This is a genomic window from Dyadobacter sp. (assembly GCF_039919315.1).
Lineage (GTDB): Bacteria > Bacteroidota > Bacteroidia > Cytophagales > Spirosomataceae > Dyadobacter.
Window position 1 is genome coordinate 1 of the sequence record NZ_JBDSFX010000061.1, and the last position, 15746, is coordinate 15746.

The window sequence follows — 15746 nt, forward strand, 5'->3', positions numbered from 1 at the left end:
GGAGCAATAAAAAAAAGCCTGCAAATGTTTGATTTGCAGGCTTTTAACTAATTTTGACTTACTTAGTGGCGGTCTGGACGGGACTCGAACCCGCGACCCCATGCGTGACAGGCATGTATTCTAACCAACTGAACTACCAAACCAATTCATTTCACAGGACGTTTCTGTAAAACGTGGTGCAAAACTACTATTATTATTTTCGATTGCAATACCTTAGACACCAATTTAGTTATTTTATTTGTAAAACGATAATGACAAAAATGGAAGTATTCTGAAAATGAAATAGTTGTAGCTGATACAAAATGACATCTATAAAAGACGTAATCCACGAACTTGAAAAACTTGCCCCGCTTGACTACCAGGAAAGCTATGATAATGCAGGATTGCTGGTAGGCTCATCAAATACGAAAATAACCGGAGTGCTTTTCACCCTGGATGTAACCGAACAAGTGATCGAAGAAGCCATTGAAAAGAATTGCAACCTCATTGTAGCCCACCATCCCATTATTTTCAAAGGCCTTAAAAAGCTAAATGGTAAAAATTATGTGGAACGTACAGTAATAAAAGCCATTAAAAACGATGTGGCTATTTACGCGACGCATACCAACCTAGACCACGTTACCAAAGGCGTAAACTGGCAAATCGGAAACCGACTGGGCTTACAAAATCTGAAAGTGTTGGTGCCGAAGAAACAATGGCTTACCAAGCTTGCATTTTTTGTACCTATCGAAAACACACAGAAAGTACTTGATGCCCTTTTCACCGCTGGTGCGGGAAATATTGGCAACTACGAGCAATGCGGCTTTCGAACTGAGGGAACAGGAACATTTTTACCAGGAGATTCAGCGAATCCTGTTGTCGGATCCAAAGGTCAACTGGAAGAGGTAAGAGAACATCGCGCAGAAGTAATGTTTCCTTCCTACCTGGAATCGAAAATCGTTAGCACATTAAAAAAAACGCACCCTTATGAGGAAGTCGCATACTATCTGACTGCACTAGAAAATGAAAATCAGGAAGTAGGCGCCGGGGCAGTGGGTGACCTTGCTAATCCAATGCCGACTGAGGACTTCCTCGGTTTTCTCAAAAAGCAAATGAATGCAGGAGTTGTTAAACATACAGAACCAGTTTCAAAATCAATCCAACGCGTCGCCATCTGTGGCGGGGCCGGAAGCTTTTTGTTGCAAGACGCAATACGGGCTCAGGCGGATGTTTTCGTCACCGCAGATTATAAGTACCACGAGTTTTTCGATGCCGAAAACAGGATCATGATCTGTGATATTGGCCACTATGAAAGCGAAGTATTCACTAAAAATTTACTGTATAACTATTTATCGGGAAAATTTAGTAATTTTGCACTCTGTTTGTCAGAAGTCAATACCAATCCGGTTAGATATTTTGTTTAGAAAGTAATTTCATCAACTTATTTCTCTGATTATCTGTTGAAAATTCACGGCTGACTACCTTCACTTATTACGCATTGAAACAAGTCCATAAAAGACATACATGGAAAACACAATCGCACAAAAATTAGACTCTCTCCTGAAATTACAGGAAATTGATTCAAATCTTGACGAAATACTAAAAACGCGTGGAGATCTTCCTGAGGAAGTCCGGGACCTGGAAGATGAAATTATTGGCTTCGAAACACGTTTAGGAAAATTTAAAAGTGAAATTGCCAACCTGAATTCTGAGATTGATAATTTCAAAAATGCCCAGAAGGAAGGTGAAAAGCTGATCAAAAAATACAAAGATCAGCAAATGAATGTTCGCAATAACCGCGAGTATGACGCAATCACCAAAGAAATAGAACTACAGGAGCTGGATATGCAACTGGCTGACAAGAAAATTAACGAAGCCAAGGCGCGTATCCGTTTAGTCGAAGATGACGCTAACCGCGCAGAATCGGTTCTAAACGAAAGAAATGAAGATCTGAAAGCGAAAAAAGGCGAACTTTCCGTAATTACCAGCGAAAGCGAATCAGAAGAGAAAGCATTGATCGCAGAAAGAGAAAAACACATTAAGAAAATTGAAGATCGCCTGTTGAAATCGTATCAAAAAATACGTGACAACTCAATGAATGGTCTAGCCGTGGTACATGTTTCCCGCGGCGCTTGCGGAGGATGTTTCAGCATTGTTCCACCACAACGTCAGGCTGACATTCGTGAACGCAAAAAACTGATTGTTTGCGAACACTGCGGTCGTATTCTTGCTGATGTTGAGAGTGTTGAACCTGTTCACCAACGCAGATAACAGATTTCAAATAGTTACCTAAAAGGTTGTCTTTTCAGACAACCTTTTTTTATGTTTCGGCCAAAATGAAGTGGGAAAAATTTCGCAGCTATTGTAAAGAAACCTGTTACTTTCTGCCGGGAGTAACGGTAATCATGCTGTTGATTACATGTCAGGCATTGGCCGAAGACATTCAAAATGACGTAGTTTTCTCTCCCCGGTTACAAAAAGCCTATTTCGAAATTCAGAAGTTAAGATTGCCCGTAGCCAGGCAGCTCATTGATGCAGAACGCAACCAGCAACCTGCGAATGCGTTCATTCCCTATCTCGACAATTACGCAGACCTGCATTACCTGTTGATTTCAGAGGATAAAGCTGCCTATAAATTGCTTTCCCAAAAAGAAGATCAGCGACTGGCAAGCATTGGTAAGCTCTCGGATAACTCGCCCTATAAACGATTTTTCCAGGCAGAAATCAGAATGCACTGGGCGTTTGCAAAACTAAAATACGGGAATGAACTCAGTGGGTCCTGGGAAATCATCAAAGCCTACCGACTGCTCGAAGAAAATCAGAAAAAATTCCCTGACTTCCTCCCTACCCAAAAATCACTGGGATTATTGCATGTTTTGATTGGCTCGATACCGGAGAATTACCTCTGGGTTGCCAAAATCCTGGGCCTGAAAGGAAACATTGCGATGGGCATTCATGAATTGAGAGTAGTTCAGAAAGAAGAACCGTTTTTCCGGCAGGAAGCAGAGTTGATCGATCTGCTACTGCATGCTTACACACTGAAATTATCTTTTGCACAGCAATCCAGGATCCGGCTTTGGCCAAAAGAGCAGCCCGATAACCTTTTGCTCCATTTTTTCGCAACGACTGTGTTAATGAAGGAAGGGAAAAGTGAAGAGGCATCCCATTACCTGGACCAGGCCCCTTACGGTTCCATGTACATTGATTTTCCTTTTCTCGAATACCTGCGAGGTGAGATTGCAATCCAAAAAGGCGATTATGACCATGCTTTTGAACATTATATATTATTTCAAAAAAATTATGGCGGATTTAATTACTTGAAAGACACCAATCTCAAACTTTTCATGTGCCGATGGCTAGACGGAAAAGACCAGGAAGCCAGTGTCTTTATCAAAAAAATAGCCGTAAAAGGAAGTACAATCGTTGAAGCGGATCAGTTTGCCGAAAGAATTGCGGCGGAGTATCTGGCAGGAAAAATCGGTCATCAGCAAAAGGTACTTTACAAGGCAAGATATGCCACTGACGGGGGTTATCTGGACACTGCTTTAGACTTTATTCAGGCCGTTAGTGAAAAATCCTTTACCACTGTCCCGGAAAAAGCGGAATTCAATTATCGCAAAGGAAGGATATTACAAAAATTGGGGCAGGAAGAGAAATCTGTCCCGTACTACGAACGTGCCATTCAGTTAGCCGAAAGTTCTTCCGCAGGCTTTGGAGCATCCTCGGCATTGCAGATTGGATACATTTTGATGGAAAACCGTAACAATAAAAAGGCCTCTCTCTATTTTAAAAAAGCAATGTCCTATAAAAAACATGAATACAAAAACAGCATTGATAACAAAGCCCGGGCCGCTCTGACCGAATTGGGACAATAATGTTGTTACCTTTTTCCATTTGCCACGTCTAAGTATAAACAGCTTAGCATTCATTACAAATGGCAATTAAAGGTTACGAAAATCCAAGAAAAATTTTAAACTGGAGTGAAGAAGATCGCCCCAGAGAAAAGCTGGTAAGAAAAGGGCGCTCAGCGCTCTCCGATGCCGAATTGATTGCAATCCTGATAGGCTCTGGCTCGATGGACATGTCAGCAGTGGACCTTGCCAAAATCATCATGGCATCTGCTGGCAATAATATCAATGAACTCGCCAAATTGGGCGTCAAGGATCTTGTCAAGTACAAAGGAATAGGTAAAGCCAAAGCTATTACCATTTTGGCGGCATTGGAACTGGGACGGCGTCGAAATGACATCATTCCAAGCCGAAAACGAAAGATCAAAGGTTCTGCGTCCGTTTACGAGGAAATGAAGCAGTACTTGCTCGACAAAGCGCATGAGGAATTCTGGATATTGCTATTGAACCGGGCTAATGATGTGATGCGTGCCCATCAGGTTAGCGTGGGAGGCGTTTCGGGAACGGTGGCAGACATTAAAATGATCTTCAAACTGGCGATCGATAATCTGGCGAGTTCTATTATTCTGGTCCATAATCATCCTTCCGGGCAACTTATTCCGAGTCCTTTTGACAAACTTCTTACCGCTCAAATAAAAGAGGCAGGCCAATTGCTGGACCTGCCTGTTTTGGATCATATGATCTTCACCGATGACGGCTATTATAGTTTTATGGATGAAGGCGAAATCTGATTACAGGATATCTTCCTTCTTCACAATACCTTTTAATTCGGAGTAAGGAATGGTAAACTGGATGGCTCCGCGAGCGTATGCGGCTATTTCGTAGGGATTATAGTAAAACAGGATTCCATCCCTGGTAAACACATAATTGGCAGGCACAAAAAATTGATGATTTGACAAAAAGTAGCCTACTTCTTCCAGATTAGTAGTGTCAGCCAACTTTTCCTCCTTTCTGAAACTTCCTTCAACGAGTTTCAGAAAGGCAACTGAATCTGCGACGAACGTCTTCATTTGCTTCTCTTCTCCGGTTTTGCCATCAAATGCATGGTAAGACCGGAAACTGTTCGGGTGTGCACCACCGGTAAATGCGTAATGGTCGAGCTGATAAAAGAGCCATTTTTGAGTCGCTATTACCGTATCTCCTGCCAATTCAACCCGCCAGCAGCCCGGCGCGTCAGCAAATTCTTTTTTGAAGTCGTTGTAATTTTTTTGAAATACGACAAAGGCGTCCTTTACGCTATTTTTTGCGCCAGGATTAGCAGCAATGCTTGCTGAATCTGAATACGAATTAATACGTTCAATGCTTTTTTCAGTAAGGATACCATTGATCGTCTCAGCAACTTTGCTCGAATCCGTGAGTTCCCACAGGCTTACTGAAACAGAAACACCCTGGTTTTTGGTCGTATCGCAACTCCCGAATTCACGGACTACCAAATTCCCATGTGTCAGCGTGTTTTCCTCGCCCGTCACTTCCTTCTTACCCGATAAATTACAACCTGCCAGAAATATAACCCCTGACATAATTGTTAAAATGCTGAAAACGCGCATAAATGTTAGATTACAAGCTCATTAATTCTTTAAACCGGATAGCCTGACGGCGCGATATCTCGATTTTATCACCTCCCTGCAAGGTAACCAACAACCCGCCGCTAAACCACGGTTCGATTTTCTCTATCCAATGCAAATTAATGATATGCTTGCGGTTAGCGCGGAAATAAGTGTTAGGGTCCAGCTTTTCTTCCAGGTTGTTTAAAGATTTCAGTACCAATGGTTTCTGATCGTCGAAATGCAGACGCACATAGTTACCCATTGATTCAAAGAGGCGGATTTTACCCAATTTTACAAACCAGCATTTTTCTCCGTCTTTGACAAAAACCTGATCATTTTCCCCTAAAACCTTCTCTGCACGCTCATGGGTATGCGCAGGGGATTCAGGCTGGGCTTGGTTTTCCTCAATCCGGTGAATGGTTTCTTTAAGGCGCTCGGTATCAATTGGTTTGAGTAAGTAATCCAACGCGTTGTATTCGAATGCCTTAATGGCATACTCGTCATAGGCAGTGGTAAAGATTACTTCGGGACTTTTTCCTTCAATGGAGGAAAGGAGTTCAAAACCATTCTTGCCGGGCATTTGTATATCGAGAAAAAGCAGCTCAGGTTGCAATTCCTCTATTAACTTCAATGCTTCCTCTGCATTCGCAGCCTCGGCTACAATTTCAATTTTGGTATAGGGTTCCAGTAACCTTTTTAACTCATTACGGGCAAGGCGCTCGTCGTCTACAATTAAAGTCCTCATGGCGGATCAGTTAGGAATTATTAATAAAAGTAATTGAAATTAGATTGGTTTTCAGTTGCCTGCCCCGGTCTCCGCTCCCACCATCATGACTCCCTCCGACAACATTGGTATTTTTACTTCTGAGCAAACTACATTTTCTTTTTCCTGAAAGATCCTGAATGTAGCTCCCTTACCATATAAGATAGATAGGCGTTCTGCTGTATTTTTTAGCCCCACTCCTCCCGATTCCGTAGTACCGAGATTTCCTGAGTTGAAAATGGTGATAACGAGCAGCTCATTGATAATTTCTGATTTTACCTCAATAAACCCACCTCCTATTTCCTTCGAAACGCCGTGCTTGATGCCGTTTTCAACCAGGGTTTGCAGCATCATAGGCGGGATCTGCCAGTAAATCGCCTGAGAATTGGTGGTAATGGTGTAGCGTAAACGATCTTCATACCTGACCTTTTCCAGTTCGAGGTAGTCTTCAACTGTCCTTAATTCTTCCTGCAAATCGACCGTTTTTCGTCGGTCGGCCAGTAAAGAATTTCTTAAAATATTGGAAAGCTGCGTAATGCTAAGTTGCGCCTTAGCCGGATCTTCAAATACAAGGGCACGAATGCTGTTCAATGCATTGAATGTAAAATGTGGGTTCAGTTGCGAGCGCAACACTTTGGCCTCCGCTTCTCGCATCGACATTTTCAGCATAATCTTCTCGTAACCGGCAAGTCTCGTTTGCTCTATATAATGGTAAACCGTGTATGACAAGATCCAGGCCAGCAGGTTTTTGCACCAGTTGGCGTAATATCCCCAAAACACCAGCGGCTGGTTTAGAAGATTCTCTTGCAGCACCTGACGGTCCATGGGCTGGTTTACCATGGTCATGATGAGGCCAAGCAATAACACCGAACTAATCACCCGCAGCGCTAATCGGGGCAGCGGTAATGACGACCAATTCCATTTCCTGATTACGAGCCTATAAACGTGGGTAAGGCAGATACCTAGTAGAATATTAGCCAGCGCAGTGTAAAAGACGCCCACTTCAAAGCCAAATTCCAGGGCATAAGGCACATATTCGAACATAATCAATAATGTCCAACCCAGAATTTGTAGAGTCCAATAAGTCCTTTTTTTGGACATGAAGTTTTTGTTACGCTGAATTCCCTATGATAAGTCGCAAATGTATCGATGCGCTACCTAACTGTGCGCACAAATACACCAATGGAGACGAATCTACACAAACGGTTTGTTATAATGTTTGCGGAATTTCGAGAGAAAGTAAATGGGTGATGTCGTTGGAAACCTCCAACTCAAATTTTTGAGTGTCGTAAGAGTAGTTGATCTTGTACAGGCATAAGTTACTATGCTCGTAGTCGTCCATCTTGATCAATGGCTGCTTGAAAAGCGTAGTTAACAAAACACGCATAGCACGGCCATGCATGGCAATGAGGATATTTCGTTCGTGAGGACGGGATAAAATAGTGTCAATCACCGGAATTTGACGGTCGCGTACCTGGATAGGACTCTCTCCTTCTTCCGCCGCAAGCTCTACGCGGCCATCTTTCCACGCCATCACCAACTCACGGTAATAGTTGTTGTCACCGGTATTCGGCTCTCTGCCTTCGCGAACTCCCCAGGAGATTTCATTCAGTCCGGCGTAACTTTCGTGTGGTATGCCGAGCTTGATGAACCCACGGACTGTTTGCTGTGTTCGCTTTAAATCAGAAGTATAAATTTTGTCAAAAGGGACATGTTGGTAAGCACTAAAAAACGCAGCGGCCTGGGCTTCGCCCCATTCATTAAGCAAGGAGTCAACACCGCTTCCCTGAACAACGCCCCTGCGATTAAAATCTGTTTCACCGTGGCGAATGAGGTATATAGATTTTCTTTTCAATGTAATAGTACTATTTAAATATTAATTTTGCAAATACCTTGTTTTTACCCAACAGAGCCGATACAAATTTATACATTTTTTAGATATGTTCACTAAAACAGTTTCACTTGACCAACTACATTCTTTTAGCGAGAATACAATTGCCCACCACCTCGGAATAGAATTTACAGAAATCGGAACTGACTATGTCACAGCGCGAATGCCCGTCGACAAGCGCACGCACCAGCCTTTTGGCATATTGCATGGCGGAGCATCAGTAGTACTGGCAGAAACGCTGGGCAGCATTGCATCCTTTCTCTGTATTTCTGACCCGACCAAAGTAGCAGTAGGCCTGGAAATCAATGCGAATCATCTCAGGCCGGCTAAGGAAGGATATGTATACGGAAAAGTAACACCCATTCATTTGGGAAGAACCACGCACATTTGGGATATTAAAATCACCAATGAGCAAAATAAACTAGTTTGTGTGAGCAGGTTGACAGTTGCTATTGTGAATGCCGACCGCTAACTTTAATTCGCAGGTCAATTAACCTAACGTTATAAATTTTATTTCAGTAAATGTTTTCAGTTCAAACCGACACCAAACTTTCCATATTTGAAGGACTGCAGGTTCAGGAAATCTGGGAAGCGTCAAAAAAACTTGGGTTTCCTTCAGCGCTATGGCGCCTCCCTCATCAGAATGAAATCAAGCTGCTGATATCCGTGCAGGACGGCATCCGTAAATGCCAGCCGGATCTTGAAAAACTGTCTCCGGGTTTCATCATAAGTACTTTTCATTGGGATGAAAATCAGGATGTGATGCTGCTGGAAGGTGACATTATTCTGACATTTTCGGAAGATAACCAGGTCAGGAACGTTGATAATTTACTCGGCGAAGAACATACAGAAGTCCGCAGGCTGGTAGAGCTCGCTGACACATTGGCAAACGAGAAAGTAGCTGAATCCAATGATCAGACTTTGCTTGTTGCTGCCATTGATGATCCCGACTCCAAAACACGGTTTGAACGTACCGTGGAACTGGCAGTTTCCGCAATCAGGCAGAACCAGTTCAAGAAAGTAGTCCTTTCCCGTACCAAAGATTTAAATTATACGGAGCATTTTCAGCCAGCAAAAGCATTTTGCAAACTGGTAAAAGTTTATCCACATGCATTTGTATCGCTGGTGAACCTTCCCGAACAAAACGAACTGTGGCTTGGAGCAAGCCCGGAAGTGCTGGTTCAGCAGAATTCAAATGGTGTTTTTAAAACCATGTCCCTGGCAGGAACGCAGAATGCCCGCAATGCATCTGGCGAGCTGATACCTAAGTACGACATTCGCTGGGGAGAAAAGGAAATCGAGGAACAGGCATTGGTTAGCCGCTACATTGTCGAATGTTTCAAAAAAATTCGTTTGCGGGAATACAGCGAAACCGGCCCAAAAACCGTGCTGGCAGGCAATTTGTACCATTTGCGCACTGATTTTGAAGTTGACACATTGTCTCTCCGCTTTCCCGAGCTGGCATCTGTCATGTTAAAACTGCTGCATCCTACATCAGCGGTGTGCGGTGTTCCAAAACTACCCAGTCTTACCTTTTTATCAGAAATAGAAGGATACGACCGTTCTTTTTACAGTGGTTTTCTCGGCCCAGTACAAGTTAGCGGCGACACCAATCTGTTTGTTAACCTGAGAACGGTGCGATTTAAAGACGGAAAAGCCACTTTTTTTGCTGGTGCAGGCATTACGGAAGACTCTGACCCAGAACGTGAATGGGAGGAAACCGAAATGAAATGCGACACCTTGCTCAAAGTGATAGCACAGGCTTTTTAAAAAATATTTTTACGGATTAAACTTTTATAGTATAAAAAAGTCTAATCGGTTTGAGATTATATATAATTTTGAAAAAGTCTCTTATTGGAGTCTGATAATCTCAAAGACCCCTAAACCTTTAAGCCCCGGAATATCACCTGCGTATGAATTCTATCATGAAGTCTGTATGCCCAGACGTATTATTAAAATTAAATAAGCCTTTCTCACATCTTCTCATCACGGGTACGCTCTTCATCACGCTCTCATGCGGTGATAAAAAAGATACTTTTCAACAAAAAGGCGGCGGCGGCCCAACCATCGTTGACGTCATCATTGCCAAATCTGAAAGTGTCAGTGACAAAGTAGAGGTTAACGGTACCATTGTTGCCAATGAATATGCCGAACTCCGGCCAGAAGTTAGCGGCTTACTCACGTTTCTGGATGTCCCGGAAGGAAAAACAGTTCAAAAGGGTACTATTATAGCCAAAATCAACAGTGCCGATCTCATGGCGCAGTTGAACAGGTCTAAAATCCAACTGGAACTGGCCGAGACCACTGAAAAACGAATGAAACAGCTTGTTGCGGTAAATGGTATCAACCAGGCAGATTATGATGTGGCCGTAAACCAGGTGAATACATTAAAGGCCGATATGGCCTATACCCAAGCTTTGATCGACAAAACGGTTGTGAAAGCGCCATTTACCGGTGTGATTGGATTGAGAAAAGTAAGTGCAGGCTCCTATGTTTCATCAAATAGTGTGATAGCAACCATGCAGCAGCTTTCCAATTTGCGAATTGATTTCACGGTTCCGGAGAGTTACCAGAAATATGTTTCCAAAGGCTCAAATGTGGAAGTACTGTTAGACCAAAATTCCGGTAAAAGAGAAACTGCCCGCATTATTGCCCTCGAACCGCAGGTTAACCAAACGACCCGAAATATAACGGTTCGTGCGACGCTGAATTCCGGCTCTACCAGCCCGGGTTCTTTTGCAAAAGTATATTTAAATGCCAGTTCAAATAAAAGCAGTATCCTGATCCCTGCAAACAGCATTATCCCCGAAGCTCAGGGCAAAAAGGCGGTTACCGTGCAAGGTGGCAAGGCCGTGTTCGTGACCATTGAGACCGGCGACAGGCGCGAGGATGTGGTGGAAGTGACGAGTGGATTGAGTGTAGGAGATACTGTGGTCGTTTCGGGTGTACTATTTGCCCGTCCTGATGCTCCTGTGAAAGTGAGAAGCGTAAAAAGCTTGAAAGTTGCTAAGTAAGTTGGAGTTACAATGACTATTCCTTTGAAACCTGTTCTATGAATATATCTGAATTAGCACTGAAGAGGCCTGTACTGGCTGTCGTCATGAACCTGCTCATCATCCTGTTTGGTGTGGTAGGCTATAATTTTCTATCGCTTCGTGACTACCCGGCCATTGACCCGCCGGTTGTCAACGTCCGCACCAGCTACACCGGTGCCAATGCCGATATCATTGAAAGTCAGATCACTGAGCCGCTCGAAAAGAGTATCAATGGTATACCCGGTATCAAAAGTATCAGCTCTTCCAGCCAGATCGGATCCAGCAACATTACCGTTGAATTTAACCTGGAAGCCGATCTGGAAGGGGCCGCAAATGATGTTCGCGACAAGGTAAGCCAGGCGCAACGCAACCTTCCGCAGGATGTGGACGCGCCGCCGGTCGTGAGTAAAGCCGATGCGAATAGTGATTTCATTTTGCTGCTCGCGGTCCAAAGTCCTTCAAAAGGTTTATTGGAATTGAGTGAATATGCTGAGAATGTATTGCAGCAAAGTCTACAAACCATTGACGGCGTAAGTGCAATCAATATATTCGGACAGAAAAGGTATGCCATGCGTATCTGGCTGGATTCGGACAAAATGAGCGCCTATGGCGTTTCATTCAATGATATTTCTTCAACACTGAGCGCCGAAAACGTGGAGATGCCGGCTGGTAAGATCTACGGCGACAATACGGAGCTTACCATCAGAACCATGGGCAGGCTTACCAGTGAGAAAGAATTTAGCGACCTGGTTATCAGGAATGATACCGCCGGGATCGTGCGCCTTGCCAATGTAGCCAAAGTTGAGCTCGGCCCTGAAAACGAAGAACAAAGCTGGAAATACAATGGCATGTATGCCGTGGGGCTGGCTGTTATCCCCCAACCCGGCGCCAACTATGTCGAAATTTCTGACGAGTTTAACAAAAGGCTGGCGGAGATTCAAAAATCAAACAAATCGGACATTACATTCAATGTGCTGCTTGACAATACCCGGCTTGTTCGCCAATCCATCCTGGAAGTAGAGGAAACGCTTTTAATCGCTTTCTCTCTGGTTGTAATCGTAATCCTTTTCTTCTTTAGAAGCTTCGTTGTGGCCATTCGCCCGCTGATTGATATTCCAATTTCCCTGGTAGCGACGTTTTTCGTCATGTACATGTTTGGATATTCCATCAACATATTGACGCTGCTGGGAATTGTACTGGCAACGGGACTTGTGGTCGATGATGGTATTGTCGTCACCGAAAACATATTTCGAAAGCTGGAAGGCGGGCTCCCCATCCGACAGGCAGCGCTCGAAGGAAGTCGCGAAATCTTTTTTGCCGTTATTTCGACGTCTCTTACACTCGCCGTTGTATTTCTTCCAGTGATCTTCCTGGAAGGTTTTGTAGGTAGTTTGTTTAGAGAATTTGGTATTGTAGTTGCCTCAGCCGTTTTAATCTCAGCCTTTGTTTCACTGACGATCACACCGGTACTGAATGTATTTCTTAATCGCAAAGACGCAGGCCATGGCTGGTTTTACAACAAAACCGAGCCATTTTTCACAGGAATGGAAGACGGCTACAACAGAACACTTCGGGGTTTTATGAAGGCACGGTGGGTTGCGTGGGTTGTAGTAGCCGCGTGTGGCGTGATCATCTGGTTTACCTACACCAATCTTCAAAGTGAGCTGGCGCCCATGGAAGACCGGAATAGTATCCGTTTTAATCTCTCCGCGCCTGAGGGTACGAGTTTCAATCAGATGCAGCAGATATCCGACCAGCTGTCTAACTTCCTGAACGATTCCATTCCCGAAAAAGCATTTACATTTTCGGCGACACCTGGCTTTGGTGGAGGCGGCGTGAACAGTGGTACTGCCCGTATAGGCCTGGTACCGGCAGGCGAGAGAAAGAAAAGCCAGAATGATCTTGCGCAGGAGATCAATAAAAAACTATCGCGTTTCAATGATGCGAGGATATTTGCGACTCAGGAACAGACGATTTCTGTCGGCCAGGGGTCAAGAGGTGGGTTACCTGTTCAGTTTGTTTTACAAAACCTGGATTTCAACAAGATTTTTGATATTCTACCAAAATTCCTGGAAGAAGCCCGTCAGGACCCGACGTTCCAGAATGTTGATGTCAACCTCAAATTCAATAAACCTGAAATTCGTCTGACGATCGACAGATTGAAGGCGAGAGATCTTGGATTATCGACTACTGACGTTGCTGCTGCGATCCAGTCCGCATTCAGTGGAAGAAGGCTTGCCTATTTTATCATGAACGGGCAGCAGTACCAGGTGATCGGGCAAGTGGAGCGTACTGAGCGTAACAAACCGGCTGATATTTCAAAATTGTATGTACGTAACAATCGCGGCGAGAACATTCCGCTGACAGCCGTTGTGCAAATGAAGGAAGAAAGCGGTCCTCCGACGATTTATCACTACAACAGATACAAAAGTGCGACGGTATCCGCTTCACTCGTGGAAGGAAAAACAATTGGCGACGGTGTAGCAGCCATGCGAAGAATCGCGACAAAACTGCTCGACGAGTCATTCCAGACTTCATTGGTCGGCTCATCACGCGACTTCGAAGAAAGCTCTTCGAACACCAGCTTTGCATTTGGATTGGCGCTGCTACTGGTTTACCTGGTACTGGCAGGACAGTTCGAAAGTTTCACCGATCCATTCATTATCATGATCACCGTGCCGCTGGCACTTGCCGGTGCATTGCTCAGCCTTTATCTCATGGGTCTCACGATCAATATATTCTCGCAGATTGGGATGATCATGCTGATTGGGCTCGTAACCAAGAACGGTATCCTGATCGTGGAGTTCGCGAACCAGAAAAGAGAGAAAGGAATGAGCAGGATGGCGGCTGCGGTTGAATCTGCCACGCAACGTTTGCGACCCATTTTGATGACCAGTCTTGCCACTGCATTTGGAGCATTACCGATTGCGATGAGCCTCGGCGCGGCTGCCACCAGCCGTGTACCGCTCGGTGTTGTGATCGTGGGAGGGTTAATGTTCTCACTGATCCTTACATTGTTCGTTATTCCGGCTGTTTATACATTTATTTCTCCTAAAAAACACAAGGTAACCGAAGAGCAAAAAATGGCTCAGGAGCTTAGCGTTTAAAATTTGAAGAGACAATAAGCCTGACTCAGGACATTCATTTATATAAAAAAATCAACCACAGTTTTTTGCATGAACCCGCTCCTAATTTTGATTAACAAAAAGAATCTAGTTCTGCTGTTCCTGCTTTTGGGCAGTAATGCATTTTGTAAAGAGGTCGCCGATAGTTTGAATATCACACTAGACGACGCCATTGCACTTGCTTTAAAAAACAGCTACGAGATAGAAATTGCAAAAAACAATGTAGAATCTAATACCATTCTCAATAATTACGGTGTTGCCGGCGGATTACCGACAGTAGCTGCCACGGCTTCGAACACGGAGCAAATCACGCAGGTTAACCAAAAACTGAACGATGGTACCGAGATCAACCGGAATGCGGCGGCGGGTAACAACACCCAGGCCAGTTTGAGTGTAGGGATATTGCTTTACAACGGAAAAAGAGTGGTATCAACCAAAAAACGCCTGGCAGAGTTGCAAAACCAAAGCTCCGAACTACTCAACTCCCAGATCCAGAACACCATTGCCCTTGTAATGACGAGCTACTACGATGTTGTTCGTCAGCTCAGTTATGTAAACACGGTGCGAACTTCCATTCAGGCTTCGGAAAAGCGGTTGGAAATATTGAAAGTCCGCAAAGAAGCCGGAATGGCCAATAATGCTGATCTTTTTCAGGCACAGATCGATTTAAATACATTGAACCAAACATTGCTTGACCAGCAAATGGTGGCTCAGGTTGCTAAAACTGAGCTTTTACGAATACTTACATTAGATCCAAAATCAGTAGTGTCGATCAATGATACGATTAGTGTGGATAACAATATCAAACTGGATGCCATACTCGACCGCATTACATTGAATGCTGACGTGAAGGCGGCTGACCACCAGATCCGGATCAATGAGCTCATTGTTCGTGAAACTGCCGCATTGAGATATCCAACGGTGCGGTTTAATACAGCTTACAACTATTCCAGGAACCAGACGGCGGCGGGTTTTACGCTGCTCAACCGGGTTTTGGGGCCTAATGCCGGGTTAACCTTGTCCATCCCGATCTACAATGGTTCGGCTTTCAAACGGCAGCAGCAGGTTGCAGAGATCAACACGACCAACGCTCAATTGCAGAAGAGTTCGATCATCAGGGATTACAATGCTGGCGCGGTGAAAATGTACCAGACCTACCTGAGCTCATTGGAACAGCTGGAAACACAGAAGCAGAATTACGATCTGAGCAGGCAACTTTTGAATCTCACATTGCAGCGCTTTGAATTGATCCAGGCAACCATTATCGACGTCCGTGAGGCGCAACGCAGCTTCGAAGATGCTGGTTACCGGATGATCAACCTGAACTACGCGGCGAAAGCAGCCGAAATCGAATTGAAAAGACTGAGCAACACATTGCAATAGATACTACATTTTCCTTCAAACGCCACTCTCATCAGGGTGGCGTTTTTTGTTTTTATAGTTTTGTTAAAATCAAATAATGGTTTGTGGCACAAGTTTTTAGCGCTTTATTTTACCT

The 15746-nt window shown here is 44.2% G+C and carries 13 protein-coding genes and 1 tRNA gene; 9 read left to right on the forward strand and 5 right to left on the reverse strand.

Features of this window, described 5'->3' with window-relative positions:
- Positions 1-66 precede the first annotated feature (66 nt).
- Positions 67-143 (reverse strand) — tRNA-Asp (locus ABIO93_RS17485).
- Between the two features lie 159 nt (positions 144-302).
- Here ABIO93_RS17485 and ABIO93_RS17490 point away from each other — a divergent pair.
- From ABIO93_RS17490 to radC, 4 genes are all read left to right on the forward strand, one after another.
- Positions 303-1403 (forward strand): Nif3-like dinuclear metal center hexameric protein, encoded by a 1101-nt coding sequence (locus ABIO93_RS17490; RefSeq protein WP_348069923.1) that lies wholly within the window; start codon positions 303-305, stop codon positions 1401-1403.
- Positions 1404-1503: 100 nt separating this feature from the next.
- Positions 1504-2250, forward strand: coding sequence for a C4-type zinc ribbon domain-containing protein (locus ABIO93_RS17495; protein ID WP_348069925.1), 747 nt, complete (start codon positions 1504-1506; stop codon positions 2248-2250).
- Positions 2251-2384: 134 nt separating this feature from the next.
- Positions 2385-3854, forward strand: a complete 1470-nt coding sequence (locus ABIO93_RS17500) for a hypothetical protein (RefSeq protein WP_348069927.1) — start codon at positions 2385-2387, stop codon at positions 3852-3854.
- Between the two features lie 59 nt (positions 3855-3913).
- Positions 3914-4618 carry a DNA repair protein RadC gene (gene radC, locus ABIO93_RS17505; protein WP_348069929.1) on the forward strand — a complete coding sequence of 235 codons (705 nt, stop codon included), beginning with the start codon at positions 3914-3916 and terminating at the stop codon, positions 4616-4618.
- Here the strand turns inward: radC and ABIO93_RS17510 are convergent, their stop codons facing one another.
- The 4 genes from ABIO93_RS17510 to ABIO93_RS17525 all read right to left on the reverse strand — a co-directional run bounded on the left by ABIO93_RS17510 (position 4619) and on the right by ABIO93_RS17525 (position 8052).
- Positions 4619-5407, reverse strand: a complete 789-nt coding sequence (locus ABIO93_RS17510) for a DUF3298 domain-containing protein (protein WP_348069931.1) — start codon at positions 5405-5407, stop codon at positions 4619-4621.
- A 37-nt stretch (positions 5408-5444) separates the two neighbouring features.
- Positions 5445-6179, reverse strand: a complete 735-nt coding sequence (locus tag ABIO93_RS17515) for a LytTR family DNA-binding domain-containing protein (protein ID WP_348069933.1) — start codon at positions 6177-6179, stop codon at positions 5445-5447.
- Positions 6180-6230: 51 nt separating this feature from the next.
- Positions 6231-7298, reverse strand: coding sequence for a histidine kinase (locus ABIO93_RS17520; protein WP_348069935.1), 1068 nt, complete (start codon positions 7296-7298; stop codon positions 6231-6233).
- A 109-nt stretch (positions 7299-7407) separates the two neighbouring features.
- Positions 7408-8052 (reverse strand): histidine phosphatase family protein, encoded by a 645-nt coding sequence (locus ABIO93_RS17525; RefSeq protein ID WP_348069937.1) that lies wholly within the window; start codon positions 8050-8052, stop codon positions 7408-7410.
- 85 nt (positions 8053-8137) lie between these two features.
- On the opposite strand from ABIO93_RS17525, the gene ABIO93_RS17530 reads away from it, so the two are divergent.
- The 5 genes from ABIO93_RS17530 (at position 8138) to ABIO93_RS17550 (ending at position 15631) form a co-directional block, all read left to right on the forward strand.
- On the forward strand, positions 8138-8560 hold the full coding sequence (locus tag ABIO93_RS17530) for a hotdog fold thioesterase (RefSeq protein WP_348069939.1): 423 nt from the start codon (positions 8138-8140) through the stop codon (positions 8558-8560).
- 50 nt (positions 8561-8610) lie between these two features.
- The gene (locus tag ABIO93_RS17535; protein WP_348069941.1) at positions 8611-9858 is read left to right on the forward strand and encodes a chorismate-binding protein; all 1248 of its coding nucleotides are present in this window, start codon (positions 8611-8613) and stop codon (positions 9856-9858) included.
- Positions 9859-10013: 155 nt separating this feature from the next.
- On the forward strand, positions 10014-11102 hold the full coding sequence (locus ABIO93_RS17540; RefSeq protein ID WP_348069943.1) for an efflux RND transporter periplasmic adaptor subunit: 1089 nt from the start codon (positions 10014-10016) through the stop codon (positions 11100-11102).
- A gap of 38 nt (positions 11103-11140) precedes the next feature.
- The gene (locus ABIO93_RS17545; protein ID WP_348069945.1) at positions 11141-14230 is read left to right on the forward strand and encodes an efflux RND transporter permease subunit; all 3090 of its coding nucleotides are present in this window, start codon (positions 11141-11143) and stop codon (positions 14228-14230) included.
- A gap of 69 nt (positions 14231-14299) precedes the next feature.
- Positions 14300-15631: a TolC family protein gene (locus ABIO93_RS17550; protein WP_348069947.1), complete on the forward strand. Its 1332-nt coding sequence runs from the start codon at positions 14300-14302 to the stop codon at positions 15629-15631.
- Positions 15632-15746: the final 115 nt, after the last annotated feature.